Origin of the sequence: Bacillus sp. ABP14, assembly GCF_001831375.1 — a bacterium.
GTDB classification, from domain to species: domain Bacteria; phylum Bacillota; class Bacilli; order Bacillales; family Bacillaceae_G; genus Bacillus_A; species Bacillus_A paranthracis.
Genome location: NZ_CP017016.1, coordinates 1,494,780 through 1,508,636, shown reverse-complemented (window position 1 = coordinate 1,508,636; position 13,857 = coordinate 1,494,780). Strand labels below are relative to the sequence as shown.

Genomic DNA, 13,857 nt, shown 5'->3' with positions numbered 1-13,857 from the left:
AAATAATGACACAAAATATTTCACAAGGCGAGAGGATACACTCCATCGATATTATTAGAGGAATAGCTGTACTTGGTATTTTTCTTGTTAACTGGCCTGTTATCGCCGGAGTCGACTCCCGTGATATTACAGGAATTTACGAAGGGATAGACAGCTACATTCGCCTATTTTACGATATGTTTATTCAAACGAAATTTTATACCATTTTTTCGTTTTTATTCGGATTAGGTTTTTATATTTTTATGAATCGTGCTGAGGCGAAAACAGATCGACCAAAAACTTTATTTGTTCGTCGCTTACTTATTTTATTATTATTTGGTTTCTTACATTACGTTCTTTTATGGGACGGAGACATTTTACATACTTATGCAATTACCGGGTTTTTCTTATTTTTATTTTACAAAAGAAAGCCACGTACTATTTTAATATGGTCAGTTGTACTATTAAGTTTCATGCAATTGTTCACATTATTAGGTTCTCTTGTCATGTTAATCGTGCCAGTAGAGGAGTTAGGCCTTTCCACAGCAATTATGCCGTTAGAAAACTGGGGCTTACAAATCACAGACCGATTCTATTCTTTCTACTCTGAAGCAATAAGTAACAGTCTTATTATGCTTCCTGAAACACTAGGATTGTTTTTACTCGGATTATATGCCGGTAAAAAAGATATTTTCCGCCGTGCGAAAGAATTAGATCCAAAACTAAAGAAATGTCAAATCATTATGTTCATTTTAACATTACCGATGTGGTTTATTATGGTTTACTTCTTTATGAACAATCAACCATACACACCATTTTCACTTATGGGTATTACGATGATAAGCGGAAAGACATTATTCATATTCTACATTTTCACGCTCATGCGTTTATTACAAAAAGAAAAATGGCAAAAGATATTACGTCCGTTCCAGTACGTTGGTCGCATGGCATTAACAAATTATATCTCGCATACAATTGTTACGTTGCTTGTATTCGGACTATTGTTCAAAAATGATTATCTTGCTCCATTATGGGTAGGACCATTATTCTGCATCGGTTTCTACACGTTACAAATCTTTATTAGCCGCTGGTGGCTGTCACGTTATCAATACGGGCCACTTGAGTACATTTGGCGTCTTGGTACGTACGGGAAAATGATGCCACTTAAAAAGAAAAGCAAGGTCTCGTAATCCTATCAGGGTTTGTTTTAAATTATATAATTAACTATTCAAAAAGAGGTGCAATTCAGCACCTCTTTTATATTTATTTTACAATTAAAATTACACACTAATTTATTAATTTTAGGTTACTTCAAATTGATGATCCTATGAAGTCTTTCCATTATTTTTGATATTACTAAAATTGAATATTTCACTTCAAATCCTTCAATATCTAGGGAATGATTTGCATTTTGGACAACATCAATCATTAGATTTGAATTACTTAATCGAGCATTCATCATTTTACCCTCCCCAAATTCCATAACATGAAGTATCTATTCTCTATAAATAAAAATCCTCCTTTTTATTTATAGAGAATTTTTAACTCAACGCTTTTATTTATGGCTATCTCTAGTTCTTCTTTCTTTTCCATATAAATTAAGCAAAAATAAAAGGTTCAAATCATTTACGATTTGAACCTTTTATCACTTTTTACGCTTCTCTTACCGCACTTTGCATAGTCACTGGCTCTTCTTTTACTTTCACTTTACGCTGCGGCACCATATTAAATACGATATTTAACACTACTGCTGACGCACTTCCAAGTACAATTCCGTTATCTGTTAAAATACGAATACTTTCTGGAAGTTGTGAGAATAAAGTAGGAACAACTGTAACTCCAAGTCCGATTCCGACAGAACATGCAACGATTAATAAGTTTTCTTGTCTTCCAAAATCAACGCTACTTAACATTTTAATACCATATGCCATTACCATACCGAACATCGCTAACATCGCACCGCCAAGTACTGATTTCGGAATGATTGTAGTAATAGCTGCGATTTTTGGAATGAACCCAAGAACGATTAACATACCACCACACGTGTAAATAATCACGCGATTTCTTACTCCAGTTAATTGAACAAGCCCTACGTTTTGTGAGTATGTTGTATACGGAAAGGCGTTGAAAATACCACCTAACACCATCGCTAATCCTTCTGCACGATACCCTTTTGTTAATTCTTTTTCACCAATCTTTTTATTGCAAATATCAGATAATGCAAAGTAAACACCTGTTGCTTCTACAATCCCTACGCAAGCAACTAGAATCATCGTAATAATTGGCGTTAATTCAAATGTTGGTGTACCGAAGTAAAATGGCTGAACACCATGGAACCAATCTGCTTCTCCAACCGCTTGCAAGCTTACTTTCCCCATAAATGCTGCAACGATTGTACCAAACAATAGACCTAGTAAAATAGAGATTGAACGAATAAATCCGTCAAAGAAACGATACATAATGATAATAAATAGTAACACACCAAATGCTAATGCTAAATTTTCAAGACTACCGAAATCTTTACTTCCTACCCCTCCAGCCATATCATTAATTGCTGCTGGAACAAGTGTAACTCCAATTACGGTAACGACAGATCCTGTTACAACAGGAGGAAACAGTTTTACAAGCTTTCCAAATAATTTCGCAAAAATAACAACGAATAAACCCGCAGCAATAATTGCTCCATAAATAGAAGACACGCCGTATTGTTTTCCAATTGCAATCATCGGCCCAACGGCTGTAAATGTACAACCTAGTACAACTGGGAGTCCAATACCGAAAAAGCGATTTGATAATGCTTGTAAAATTGTCGCAACGCCGCACATTAATAAATCAATTGAGACTAAATATGTTAACTCTTTTTGATTTAAACCAAGTCCGCCGCCCACAATAAGCGGAACGATAATTGCGCCAGCATACATAGCAAGCATATGCTGCATACCAAGCGATGCGATTTTAATTGGATGTTGCTTCATCGTTTATTTCACCTCCGCAGTTTCTTGCTGTACAAATGTAACTGCGTTATTATCAAGTGATGCAATTTCTGCTAGTGATTCAACACGAACGCCTTGTTCACGAAGCTTCTTTCCTCCATCTTGAAATGCTTTTTCAATAACAATACCAAGTCCAGCAATACTTGCTCCAGCTTGCTCTACTAGGCTCATTAAACCTAAAGCAGCCTGACCGTTTGCTAAAAAGTCATCAATAATTAAAACGCGATCACTTTCATCAATATGATTTCGAGATAACGAAATTTCATTCGTTTCTTGTTTTGTAAATGAATATACGTTTGCAACATACATATTATCTTGTAACGTTAACGATTTACGCTTTCTAGCAAAGATTACTTTTACACCAAGCTCTAATGCAGCCATAACTGCTGGTGCAATACCTGAAGATTCAATCGTCACGATTTTTGTAATGTTCTCTTCTTTAAAACGTTTAGCAAATTCTTTTCCGATTTCTTGCATAAGTACTGGATCAATTTGATGATTTAAAAATGCATCTACCTTTAATACATCACCAGATAAAACCTTTCCTTCGTTCAAAATCTTTTCTTGTAATACTTTCATGTTTGTTCCCCCTCTTATGCAATAAAAAAACTCCAAAAGCCGCCACCACTCGTTACAAGTGAGAGACGCGCTTTTGGAGTTTCGCAAAAAAGAATGCTAAACAAGCAAATATATTCGTCCTCACTCATAGTCAAAGTATTTACGGTACTTCGGTAGAAACTTGCAGGCCATATCCCCGCGATTATATGAGTGTAGCTAACTATTTATTTTATAGAAGGATTATAACGCACTTTTTATACTTTGAAAAGCTTTTATTCATAAAACACGTACAAATTTTATAAAAACATCATTTTCGTTCGAGTTTTGTAAACTCTTTCATTCCCAATTATAACTTCGTTAAAATGATTGGTCCATCTTCTGTAATCGCAATTGTATGCTCATATTGAGCTGATAATTTCCCGTCCATCGTTCTCGCGGTCCATCCATTTAAATCTACTTTCGAATATCGCATACCTACATTGACAATTGGCTCAATTGTAATTACCATTCCTTCTTGTAACTCAGGCCCTTGTCCTTGCTTCCCAAAATGAAAAATTGCTGGTTCTTCATGAATTTCTTTACCGATTCCATGTCCCGTAAAGTCTCTTGCGACAGAAAAACCTTCAGCAGCTACATAACTTTCAATCGCATAACCAATATCTCCTACATGATTACCGATTATCGCCTGCTCAATGCCTTTATACAAAGCATTCTCAGCTACTAGTAATAACTTTTCTGCTTCATCAGAAACTTTTCCAATTCTATACGTCCAAGCAGAATCTGAAAGACCACCATTTAAGTTTACTACCATGTCAATTGTTACAATATCACCCTCAGTCAAAGGAACATCGGCCGGAAATGCATGACACATTTCATCGTTTACAGATGCACATATCGCATATGGATATCCGTTGTACCCTTTCTGCTCAGACGTTGCACCATGTTTTTCTAAATACGCTTCCACAAACGTATTAATTTCTTTTGTTGTAATACCTGGTTTCATTATCTTCGCAATTTCTCTATGACATGAAGCAAGTAACTTTCCAGATTCATGCATTAAATCTATTTCATTTTTCGTTTTAATTGTAATCATGCTGTCTCTCCTTACTAAACTTGCTATTTACCATTAAACTTCAATCATACACATCCTCTTCCAAAATTACAAAACTTCCAATTACAAATAGTAAGATTTATTTCTGCATAAAAAACAGAAGGAGATTCTTCTGTTTTTTTAATCATTTTTACATATATAATTCATTTTCAAAAATTCAAAATAACTACCATTCGTCTTCTGTATAAACGTTCCAACTGCTTCAAACCCTGCCCTTTTATACACTTTAATCGCTCTTTTATTAAATGTAGCTACTGATAGTGTTATATAATTACATCCATATTTTTCTTTACTAAAAGCTAGTATAGCATTTATGAACTGTAAACCAAATCCATTCCCCGTTATATTAGGTCTCATTCCAAGACCTATATCAACCGTCCCATCAGTTATTTTACAAACAGTAAAATAACCAATGAGAGTGCCATTTTCCTTCACAGAAAATGTATGATCCCCTCTACTCTCATCATGTAAAAATTCAGCTAAATCTTCTTCATCTGCCTCTATATCGTAAAAGGAATATTTCCCTTCATAATGCCAGTTGTATGCAATTTCTTCTGCTTCTTCTTGCGTCATTACTGTATAAGTATACTCCATTTTTCTATCCCCTTAAAAAAAGAGCTGCAAGTAAGCAGCCCTTTTTCATAACTCGTAAATCTCTCTATACTTCGCTTCTAAATAATCTGCTAAGTAATTTGCATTCAATCCTTCACCTGTTACATCTTCTAAAATTTCAAGTGGCTTTTTCGTTTTACCGTATTGGTGAATGTTTTCTGTTAACCATTCACGAATTGGCGTTACGTTTCCTTCTTCTAATAATGCATCAAAATTCGGAATGTCTTTTACCATTCTTTGCTTAAATTGCGCTGCATACATATAACCAAGCGCATAAGATGGGAAGTATCCAAATGAACCACCAGCCCAGTGAACATCTTGTAATACGCCTTGTGCATCGTTAGCCGGACGAATTCCTAAATATGCTTCCATTTTATCGTTCCAAGCCGCTGGTAAATCCTTCACTTGTAATGTGCCATCAAATAACTCTTTCTCAAGTTCATAACGAACCATAACGTGAAGCGGATATGTAAGCTCATCTGCTTCTATGCGAATAAATGAAGGCTTCGATTCATTTATTGCATCATAAAACTCATCTACTGATATATCATTGAATTGACCATCGCTATACTCTTTTAATAAATCATAATTTTTCTTCCAGAATGATTTATTACGACCGATAAAGTTCTCAAAGAATAATGATTGTGACTCATGAATCCCCATAGATGTTCCACTACATAGCGGTGTACCTTCAAATTTCTCTGCAATATTTTGTTCATATACAGCATGACCACATTCATGAATTGTTCCAAACACAGCCATACGGAAATCTTTTTCGTCATAGCGTGTCGTAATACGAACATCCCCTCTATTTAATGTGATCTCGAATGGATGTACCGTTTCATCAAGACGACCTGCTTCAAAGTCATAATTTAATTGCTTTAATAGCTCTAATGTAAAGTTTTTTTGTTTTTCTTTTGAAAAATGTTCTGATAAAGCACTTGTCTTTAATCTCTTTTGCGAATCCGATATTTCTTTTACGAGCGGTACGATACGCTCACGAAGTTGACCAAATACGTGGTCTAACACTTCTACTGTAATGCCCGGCTCATACATATCTAATAATGTATTATATTTATATGTTTCATAACCCCAATATGCAATAAATTTCTTTTTAAATTCAACGATTTGTTCTAAATACGGACGGAACATTTCGAAATCAGATTTTTCGCGAGCTTCTTCCCACACACTTTCTGCTTTCGCTTCTAATTTCACATACGCTTCATATTCCGCTTGTGGAATTTTCTTATTTCTATCATATTCTTTACGGCACTCTTCCACCATTTTCTTCGTCGTTTCAGAAAGCTTGTCTTCACGTATTAAATCTTCAAGCTCTGTTAAATAATTTCCCATTTCATCTGAAGTCGACATAGCAAACACTTCTGATGAAAGCATGCCAATTACTTCTGAACGCTGGTCTACACCTTTTTTAGGCGCCCCTGTTCTCAAGTCCCAAAACATTAAGCTTAATGCTTCTCCGTAATTTTGTATCTTCTTCACATATGTTAAAAATTGTTTTTCTACTTCATATGTAGCTACTGTCATTATATAAAAACCTCCTTTTTCTACCTCAAACTTAATTCGACATGAAAATATAAATTCCTTTTATAATAGAAAAAAGCTTGGCAAGCGCCAAGCTTTCTCCTTATAATTCTTTACCTTCTACTGGTAGTACGTTTTTCACTGCCTCTACCACTTTCTCATCTTCTGTATCAGATAAGAAGATTGATATAGCACCTTTATCTTCGCTCGTACGAATTAAACGGCCAATCCCTTGACGAAGACGTAAAATCATATATGGTACATCTACATCCCAAAATGGATCATTTACGTGCTTACGCTTCGCTTCAAACACAGGATCGTTTGGAGGGAATGGTAATGACCAAATAATAACATGTGATAATGATGAACCAGGAATATCTAAACCTTCCCATAAATGAACGGCACAAAGTACAGTCTCTTCTTCATTTTGGAAACGAGAAACAAGCTGACTAATTTCTTGGTCCCCTTCATATAGGAACGGAACTGACATTTGTTCTTTACTTACATATTCTTTAAACGCTGCAAGTTCTTGCGTTGTACGGAATAATACAAGTGTACGTCCATTTGTTTTTTGTATATTTTCAAGTGTATATTGACACTTTCTTTCCCATTCATTTTCTTTCGTATGAGATAGTAAGTTTACTGCCATTTGCTCTTCGTAATCAAACGGGGAGGCAACTGAGAATGATAAGTAATCTTTTACCCCTAAGCTATTTGCTGTAAATGCGAATGAATCGTTGTTAGATAATGTAGCAGAAGAGAAAATATACGGGATTTTCTTCGAGAATACTTTCTCTTGTAATACTTCTTCAACTGCACGCGGCATAATTACTAACGTGAAAGCTCCATCACCTTCTTCACCCCATGTAATTACATTTTTCTCGTGCATAAACAGACGAAGTGAATGCTCTAATACATCTAAATGTTCATCAACGATATTTAAATCATACGTGTTTACTGTATGCATTTCACTTTCAAATACTAATGCATCACCGACTTCACCAATTTTCGCATAAAGTCGCTTCGCTTCAGCCGTTACTTTTTCTGTCACAGTAATTTCTAAACGATCAGAACCAGCAATTTCTTTTTTATTCTCTTGTAACACATCAAAGAATCGCTCTGTTTGCCAAATTGTTTCTTCTACTAAATGCGCAAACTCCTCGCGAATATCATTTTGTAATAATCTCGTTAAAAGTTGCTCCATCATCGTTTGCTTTAAACGATATGTTAAAGCTTTTTGAGCTGCATATTCTACAAGATGTCCTTCATCAAATACAACACAACTACTTTCTGGTAATAATGGAATTTGTCCTTCACGCTTACGAGCATCATACGTCCAAATATGATCCATATAGAAATCTTGAGAGCAAATAATTAAATCTGCTGCTTTACGATAATGTTCACGTGATAGAGTTTGCCCGCAACGATGTCGAGAATCACAAGTGAAACAATCTTGGAAGTAATCCCAATTTACTTTTGACCATTCCTCGTCATTTAAAAGCGGAAATTCTTTTCGGTCACCATAGTGAGTAAAGTTTTGCATCGTACCATGGTCAAATACAAACTGCGGTAATTCGTAGTATACATCTTCAATTACTTCAGGAGCTCGTCCACTCATAACATCTTCAAGTTTACGTAAACATAAATAATTATCCATCGATTTCGCAAGTCTTACATCTACCGATAAGCCTAATGCCTCAGATAATTTAGCAATGTCCCCTTCTTCTTTCACAAGCTGCTCAATTAATGTTTCATCTGCACAAGCGATAATCGCTGGCTTTCCAGTATAACGTGCATAACAAATTGCATATAGAAGATATACAATTGTTTTCCCGGTTCCTACACCTGCTTCTGCGAACATTACCTTCTTTTCTTGGAAAGCACGCTCTAATTGAAACGCCATAAAAATTTGTTCATCACGCTCTTCAAAACCTTTTTCCGGAAGGATGTCATAAAACACATCTCCAATCCACTCATTCAACTTATCATAAAAATTGTCTTGTTTCCCTACTTCAAATGGTAATCTCTTCTCAGTAAACATCCTTAGCCTCCAACCAAAAAGTTTTTCTATAAAAGATATAGCAACTGCTACTCATATGTGCGCAGCCACTTTCCCCTGTTGTAATACATGGAAATACACGAAAAAAAATTTTCCTTTCGAAAAAGGAAAATTTTCTTCTATATTAATGACTTTAAATACCGTTTATCTATCGCTGTTTCATGCGAAAGAGCTAACAAATATTCTTCTTGTGCTTTTTGTATTTCATCTACAATCGCACCTTGGTTATCCACTTCTTTTCCGAGCTCATCATACGTACGGTGAATAGCTTTTTGAATCATTGATAATTGGAAACTATCCATATCAGTTCCTCCTTTACGCATTACATAATAGCCAGTATATGCGCGCTGGAGGAGTTTTATACTATGAATTACGAGGTGGACGTTTTCCGAAGTATTGGTAGTAATCTGTACGGATAAATCCATTAAACAGTTTACGTTTCTTCGATGCATCTTTTCCGTAGCACTTCTCAAATGCTTCGTAACTTGTTAATACATATGCCGACCATGTGTCTAATGGACGGAATACTTGTCCCATTTCTTTATACAGTTGTTCAACAAGTGCTTTTTCACTTAAACGCTCTCCGTATGGAGGATTCGTTACAACATAGCCATAATCCTCTTTTGTTGTGAAATCTTTTACTTGCATCTGTTTAAATGTAATTAAATCACCTAAACCTACTTCTTCTGCGTTATCTTGAGCAACTCGAATCATACGATGATCAATATCTGATCCAATGATTTGCAATGGTTGATCATAGTTCGCTAAATCTTCTGCTTCTTGACGAGCTTCACGCCAGTTTTGTTTACCAACCCAGCCCCACTCATCCGATGCAAAACCACGGTTAAAACCTGGTGCGATATTTTGTCCAATTAATGCTGCTTCAATCGGAATTGTACCTGATCCACAGAAAGGATCCACGAAAGGACGATCTGGCTTCCAGTTTGTTAATTTAATTAAAGACGCAGCTAATGTTTCTTTTAAAGGAGCTTCCCCTTGATCCACACGATATCCACGTTTATGAAGTCCAACACCGCTCGCATCGATTGTTAATGTTGCGATATCTTTTAACATTGCAATCTCAATACGGAATAACGGGCCATCTTCTTCAAACCAAGTTGTACGTTTATATGTTGTTTTTAATTTTTCAACGACAGCCTTTTTAACGATACGCTGGCAATCCGAAACACTGAATAACTCAGATTTTAAAGATTTACCGATAACAGGGAACTCACCGTTCTCTGGAATATAATCTCCCCAGTTTAATGCTTTTGTTTTCTCAAACAGCTCATCAAATGTTGTCGCTTTAAATTCGCCAACTTTAATTTTCACACGGTCCGCAGTACGTAACCATAAATTCGTGCGACAAATCGCCTTTTCATCTGCTTCAAATGTTACTTTGCTGTTTTCTACTTGGCATTCATAACCTAGATCACGAACTTCTCGGGCAACTAAAGCTTCAATACCCATTGCCGCTGTTGCGATTAAAGTAACTTTTCCCATTTGCATTCACCTCTTATGTATATTCAAACAATAATTAATAGCCATTTCTCCTATTAATTATTACATTTTACGAAGAATTTTCTCATTAACCATTTTAACTCATCATTTATAACTTCATACAAATAAAAAGCCCTCCTCTAACAAAGGAGAGCTGAGTTATTTCATAGTTGGTTCATAACGTTCTGTAAGCCATGTTCTGTTCCTTTGTACTGCAAACGGCCCACGCCTCGTACTCCGGTGGCAATCATCTATCTACAGGTTATACAACCTGTCCTTTCCCATCGTTCATTTCCTTGGAAAAGATTCCCCTACCATTATTTGGGTTTCTCGCTCGTGGGGTTTACCTCGTTCCACTCCTATCATTTCTTCAAGGACTTCGTCACTGTGGCACTTTAAAGGTAGTCAAACCATATCCGAAAGGACTTAGGTTTTTTCCCTGCCGTTAAACCAGCCTTACAGCCAGAATACCCTAGCTTATGAATTGGCTAGGCACGAACACTACAGCCATCTCAGGCCGTGCGAGCATGGACTTTCCTCTACAACGTTGGCGTTGCAGCGATTACCCAAACGTTATGACATCCATTAGTATAGTGGAAACAAAAAGATTTTGCAATGTTTTTTTCTATGTAAAATGCTGTAACCTTTTTATCACCAGAAATTATTCGTATAACTTACTTCCAAATACAGCTTTTTCTAAATTCGATAAACGTTTTAAAATGTCCGTATTCGTGTTGTTATATACTGGTTGTGCAACTGGTGTTTGTACAACTGGTTGTTGTGGAACTTGCGTTGCTGCTAGCTTTTGCTCTTCTAATTCACGCTTTAAACGAGCATTTTGTTGCTTTAATTGTTCAAATTCCTTGTGAAAAGCTTCATAATCTTTAATGATCATATCAAGAAACTTGTCTACTTCTTCTTGTTGATAACCTCTCATACCTGTTTTAAATTCTTTTTCTAAAATATCTTTCGCCGTTAATTTAATTTTATCCGAAATCATTTTCTTCACCTCAAATTTTTGCCAAAACTTTCATTAACTAAATTTTTTCAGAAACAATGCTTTTTGTCAATCATATATACGAGTACTATATTACATATTACTCAGCATTATTCCACTGTTCCTCTTCTATTATATCTTGTAAATCGGAAAAAAGAATGAAATAACTGTGATAATTTTCTATTTCTCCTTTTTTCTTTGCTGCTTCTACAATATATTTAGGACTCCCTGGTTTTTCTTCATCATATACAGCTAAAAGCGCATCACTTTTTTCAATAAAAAATTGATTTTTTAATTTAAATTGCTCTGGGCTTTCGTACTTACGTTTCGTGATACTATCAACATGGTCTGCTTGAGAGAGAATAAATTCGTAATATTCACGGTTATCTTCCTTCCAACCTTCTTCTTGTTCTAAAAATGGAGTAAATACCGCTAATTTTAAATCTGGATATTCTACTTGTATTTCAAAAACAACTTCAGCAGCCCATAATTCTACACCTAACTGGCCACTTATTATAACCCACTCTAAACCATCTTCTACAAAAGCAATTAATTTACGACGCAACGCCTTTTTTATACATTCTACTCCTGGATGATCATTTTTAAATATTCCAAGTTCAAAGGGCTTATAGCCTGTTACTGCAATAACTTTCATATCAACACTCCAATTACAAAAAAAGAACTAGCATTTCGCTAGTTCTAACATATCATTTACTTTTTAAATATTCCACCAACGTTTGGTCCAATATTCGGACCTACTGGTGATACATTGTTTGGTAAAAATGGTGATACATTTGGTCCTGGTCCAAACGGCGATACATTTGGTCCTGGTCCGAATGGGGATATTTGATGACCGTGGTGGTGATGATGATGACCATGGCCACATGGTCCACATCCGCCGAATCCTGGATCGATTGGGTCCACAACATTTACATTTGAATTTGTTTGCGGGAAGAAGTTTTGGTTTTTAATTTGTTGATGATGTACATGTGTTGTATGCGTCGGGAAAATGTGTGGCACCACCGTTGTTGAAAAAGAATGTGTTACGCATTGTTTCGTCGGATGAATGACAGGAGCAGTTGTACAAATAGGTCCTGTAGGCTTATGCCCTCCAAAGCAAGGATGACAATGATGCATAGTTTTTCTCTCCTCTCTCATAAAAAAAATCTGATTACACTTTACAGTATGAGAAAAGAGGGTAAGCCGCTTGTTATATATACCCATTTATTCTAAGGAAATTTGTCTAGTCTTTGATTTTCTATCCAATGCTTTTTATAGACAAACCTTTTACATTACTTACCAAAAAAGCCTCCCACTTGCTTTACAATACCTGTCACTTGATTCATCGCATTCATCATTTGTCCAGCTGTATTCATCATTTTATTTACATCATAGTTACCATCTGAATTTTTAAATTGGGAAACAAAACTAGAAAATTGACTTGGTTGCTGCTGTTGCTTTTGTTTATTTTGTGTCGGATACGGTTGTTTTGGTGGATAAAACATCGCTTGTTGATTGCCATAGGGAGATGGTGGTGGCATATAGTATTGTGAATTTATATAAGGTTGCGGTTGTTGATTCATATACGGTTGCTGCGGTTGATTCATAAACGATACTTCAAATGGCTGGTAATAATTTTGATTTCCATAATGAGGCTCGAAAGGATACATATTGTAACGTAAATATGTATCCGTATTATATTGGTACATATTTTGCTGTGCATATGGATTAGATTGCTGATATACGTTAGATTGTTGAAACATGCATTCTCTCCTCCTTCACATAAGTTTCTACATATATAATATGTACTTGTAAAATAATTTGTGTGACGGAGTATGTGTCTATTTTTGTCGGAAGTTTAAATTTTTAAAAAATTATAAAAGAAAACCCTTCCATGCTATGATAAAAAAGAAGAAGATTCTCATGGGGGAGGAATCAACATGGTATTAGGGGATTTAAAACAAGCGTTTTCTCAAAAAAAGGGGTATTACACAGAGAATGTAAATGAATTGTTAGACTTTGCGAGACATTGGTATCTCGAAGGGAAAATATGTATTTCAGATTACCGAACAGTAATAAAAGAACTAGAAATAAACGGGGCAACAAAACCTACAACAGTGACAGAAGCATAAAAAACAAGAGGGTTTCCCCTCTTGTTACTTACATTGCTCAATTATATTTTGCAAAGTATACGAAATGGCTTGATGCGTTTCAAAGAATCGCTTACCTTTACCTTTATTTACAAAGCATTGCAACACATTTGTTTGTAAATTATCGTACACTTGATCAATTTGCTGTACATGTATATACTTCGGTTTTTCTTCCTTAATCCATTCATAAGCTAATTCTTTCCACACTTTTAATTCCTCATCTACCATATCTACAAACGGTTTCATATCCTTATAAAAATCGTATTCAATCATTTCTCTTTTTTTCACATTTGCTTCATTATTATGTTGCATAAGTTTTTCCGAAGACTTTATTAATGCTTCATACTTCATTTTAT

15 protein-coding genes, 1 other RNA gene and 1 riboswitch are annotated in these 13,857 nt (G+C 35.4%); of the genes, 2 read left to right on the top strand and 14 right to left on the bottom strand.

What is annotated here, in order from left to right:
• Positions 1-5: 5 nt before the first annotated feature.
• Positions 6-1,169 (top strand): DUF418 domain-containing protein, encoded by a 1,164-nt coding sequence (locus tag BGI23_RS07970; RefSeq protein ID WP_070805635.1) that lies wholly within the window; start codon positions 6-8, stop codon positions 1,167-1,169.
• A 462-nt stretch (positions 1,170-1,631) separates the two neighbouring features.
• Here the strand turns inward: BGI23_RS07970 and pbuX are convergent, their stop codons facing one another.
• The 13 genes from pbuX to BGI23_RS07905 form a co-directional block, all read right to left on the bottom strand.
• Positions 1,632-2,954: a xanthine permease PbuX gene (gene pbuX, locus BGI23_RS07965; protein WP_070805634.1), complete on the bottom strand. Its 1,323-nt coding sequence runs from the start codon at positions 2,952-2,954 to the stop codon at positions 1,632-1,634.
• 3 nt (positions 2,955-2,957) lie between these two features.
• Entirely contained in the window at positions 2,958-3,551 is a 594-nt protein-coding gene (locus BGI23_RS07960; protein WP_000866490.1) for a xanthine phosphoribosyltransferase, read from the bottom strand.
• Between the two features lie 107 nt (positions 3,552-3,658).
• Positions 3,659-3,760, bottom strand: a riboswitch (purine riboswitch).
• 116 nt (positions 3,761-3,876) lie between these two features.
• Positions 3,877-4,623, bottom strand: a complete 747-nt coding sequence (locus tag BGI23_RS07955) for a type I methionyl aminopeptidase (protein WP_000628426.1) — start codon at positions 4,621-4,623, stop codon at positions 3,877-3,879.
• Positions 4,624-4,761: 138 nt separating this feature from the next.
• Positions 4,762-5,235 (bottom strand): GNAT family N-acetyltransferase, encoded by a 474-nt coding sequence (locus tag BGI23_RS07950; RefSeq protein WP_070805633.1) that lies wholly within the window; start codon positions 5,233-5,235, stop codon positions 4,762-4,764.
• Between the two features lie 45 nt (positions 5,236-5,280).
• Entirely contained in the window at positions 5,281-6,798 is a 1,518-nt protein-coding gene (gene ypwA / locus BGI23_RS07945) for a carboxypeptidase (RefSeq protein WP_070805632.1), read from the bottom strand.
• A 100-nt stretch (positions 6,799-6,898) separates the two neighbouring features.
• Positions 6,899-8,836, bottom strand: coding sequence for an ATP-dependent DNA helicase (locus BGI23_RS07940; RefSeq protein WP_000493701.1), 1,938 nt, complete (start codon positions 8,834-8,836; stop codon positions 6,899-6,901).
• A gap of 137 nt (positions 8,837-8,973) precedes the next feature.
• Positions 8,974-9,156, bottom strand: coding sequence for a DUF3921 family protein (locus BGI23_RS07935; RefSeq protein ID WP_000376892.1), 183 nt, complete (start codon positions 9,154-9,156; stop codon positions 8,974-8,976).
• Positions 9,157-9,217: 61 nt separating this feature from the next.
• Entirely contained in the window at positions 9,218-10,357 is a 1,140-nt protein-coding gene (locus BGI23_RS07930; RefSeq protein WP_000521234.1) for a THUMP domain-containing class I SAM-dependent RNA methyltransferase, read from the bottom strand.
• A 180-nt stretch (positions 10,358-10,537) separates the two neighbouring features.
• Positions 10,538-10,928, bottom strand: an RNA gene (rnpB, locus tag BGI23_RS07925) — RNase P RNA component class B.
• A gap of 87 nt (positions 10,929-11,015) precedes the next feature.
• Positions 11,016-11,354, bottom strand: a complete 339-nt coding sequence (gene gpsB / locus BGI23_RS07920; protein ID WP_000622430.1) for a cell division regulator GpsB — start codon at positions 11,352-11,354, stop codon at positions 11,016-11,018.
• Positions 11,355-11,451: 97 nt separating this feature from the next.
• The gene (locus tag BGI23_RS07915) at positions 11,452-12,006 is read right to left on the bottom strand and encodes an SLOG family protein (protein ID WP_000862920.1); all 555 of its coding nucleotides are present in this window, start codon (positions 12,004-12,006) and stop codon (positions 11,452-11,454) included.
• 56 nt (positions 12,007-12,062) lie between these two features.
• A complete protein-coding gene (locus tag BGI23_RS07910; protein ID WP_000546265.1) occupies positions 12,063-12,488 on the bottom strand; it encodes a CotD family spore coat protein in 426 nt (141 codons plus the stop codon).
• Positions 12,489-12,643: 155 nt separating this feature from the next.
• On the bottom strand, positions 12,644-13,114 hold the full coding sequence (locus BGI23_RS07905; RefSeq protein ID WP_000487707.1) for a YppG family protein: 471 nt from the start codon (positions 13,112-13,114) through the stop codon (positions 12,644-12,646).
• A 177-nt stretch (positions 13,115-13,291) separates the two neighbouring features.
• Between BGI23_RS07905 and BGI23_RS07900 the strand changes: the two genes are divergently transcribed.
• The gene (locus BGI23_RS07900; RefSeq protein ID WP_000242664.1) at positions 13,292-13,483 is read left to right on the top strand and encodes a YppF family protein; all 192 of its coding nucleotides are present in this window, start codon (positions 13,292-13,294) and stop codon (positions 13,481-13,483) included.
• 24 nt (positions 13,484-13,507) lie between these two features.
• Here BGI23_RS07900 and BGI23_RS07895 read toward each other — a convergent pair whose 3' ends face one another.
• Complete coding sequence (locus BGI23_RS07895; RefSeq protein ID WP_070805631.1) at positions 13,508-13,852, bottom strand: YppE family protein; 345 nt, start codon at positions 13,850-13,852, stop codon at positions 13,508-13,510.
• Between the last annotated feature and the right edge of the window lie 5 nt (positions 13,853-13,857).

What these genes read in the sequence shown, in the direction of transcription:
- BGI23_RS07970 (WP_070805635.1), top strand. Translation starts at nt 6, where the DNA reads ATGACACAAAATATTTCACAAGGCGAGAGGATACACTCCATCGATATT.
- pbuX (WP_070805634.1), bottom strand. Translation starts at nt 2,954, where the DNA reads ATGAAGCAACATCCAATTAAAATCGCATCGCTTGGTATGCAGCATATG.
- BGI23_RS07960 (WP_000866490.1), bottom strand. Translation starts at nt 3,551, where the DNA reads ATGAAAGTATTACAAGAAAAGATTTTGAACGAAGGAAAGGTTTTATCT.
- BGI23_RS07955 (WP_000628426.1), bottom strand. Translation starts at nt 4,623, where the DNA reads ATGATTACAATTAAAACGAAAAATGAAATAGATTTAATGCATGAATCT.
- BGI23_RS07950 (WP_070805633.1), bottom strand. Translation starts at nt 5,235, where the DNA reads ATGGAGTATACTTATACAGTAATGACGCAAGAAGAAGCAGAAGAAATT.
- ypwA (WP_070805632.1), bottom strand. Translation starts at nt 6,798, where the DNA reads ATGACAGTAGCTACATATGAAGTAGAAAAACAATTTTTAACATATGTG.
- BGI23_RS07940 (WP_000493701.1), bottom strand. Translation starts at nt 8,836, where the DNA reads ATGTTTACTGAGAAGAGATTACCATTTGAAGTAGGGAAACAAGACAAT.
- BGI23_RS07935 (WP_000376892.1), bottom strand. Translation starts at nt 9,156, where the DNA reads ATGGATAGTTTCCAATTATCAATGATTCAAAAAGCTATTCACCGTACG.
- BGI23_RS07930 (WP_000521234.1), bottom strand. Translation starts at nt 10,357, where the DNA reads ATGGGAAAAGTTACTTTAATCGCAACAGCGGCAATGGGTATTGAAGCT.
- gpsB (WP_000622430.1), bottom strand. Translation starts at nt 11,354, where the DNA reads ATGATTTCGGATAAAATTAAATTAACGGCGAAAGATATTTTAGAAAAA.
- BGI23_RS07915 (WP_000862920.1), bottom strand. Translation starts at nt 12,006, where the DNA reads ATGAAAGTTATTGCAGTAACAGGCTATAAGCCCTTTGAACTTGGAATA.
- BGI23_RS07910 (WP_000546265.1), bottom strand. Translation starts at nt 12,488, where the DNA reads ATGCATCATTGTCATCCTTGCTTTGGAGGGCATAAGCCTACAGGACCT.
- BGI23_RS07905 (WP_000487707.1), bottom strand. Translation starts at nt 13,114, where the DNA reads ATGTTTCAACAATCTAACGTATATCAGCAATCTAATCCATATGCACAG.
- BGI23_RS07900 (WP_000242664.1), top strand. Translation starts at nt 13,292, where the DNA reads ATGGTATTAGGGGATTTAAAACAAGCGTTTTCTCAAAAAAAGGGGTAT.
- BGI23_RS07895 (WP_070805631.1), bottom strand. Translation starts at nt 13,852, where the DNA reads ATGAAGTATGAAGCATTAATAAAGTCTTCGGAAAAACTTATGCAACAT.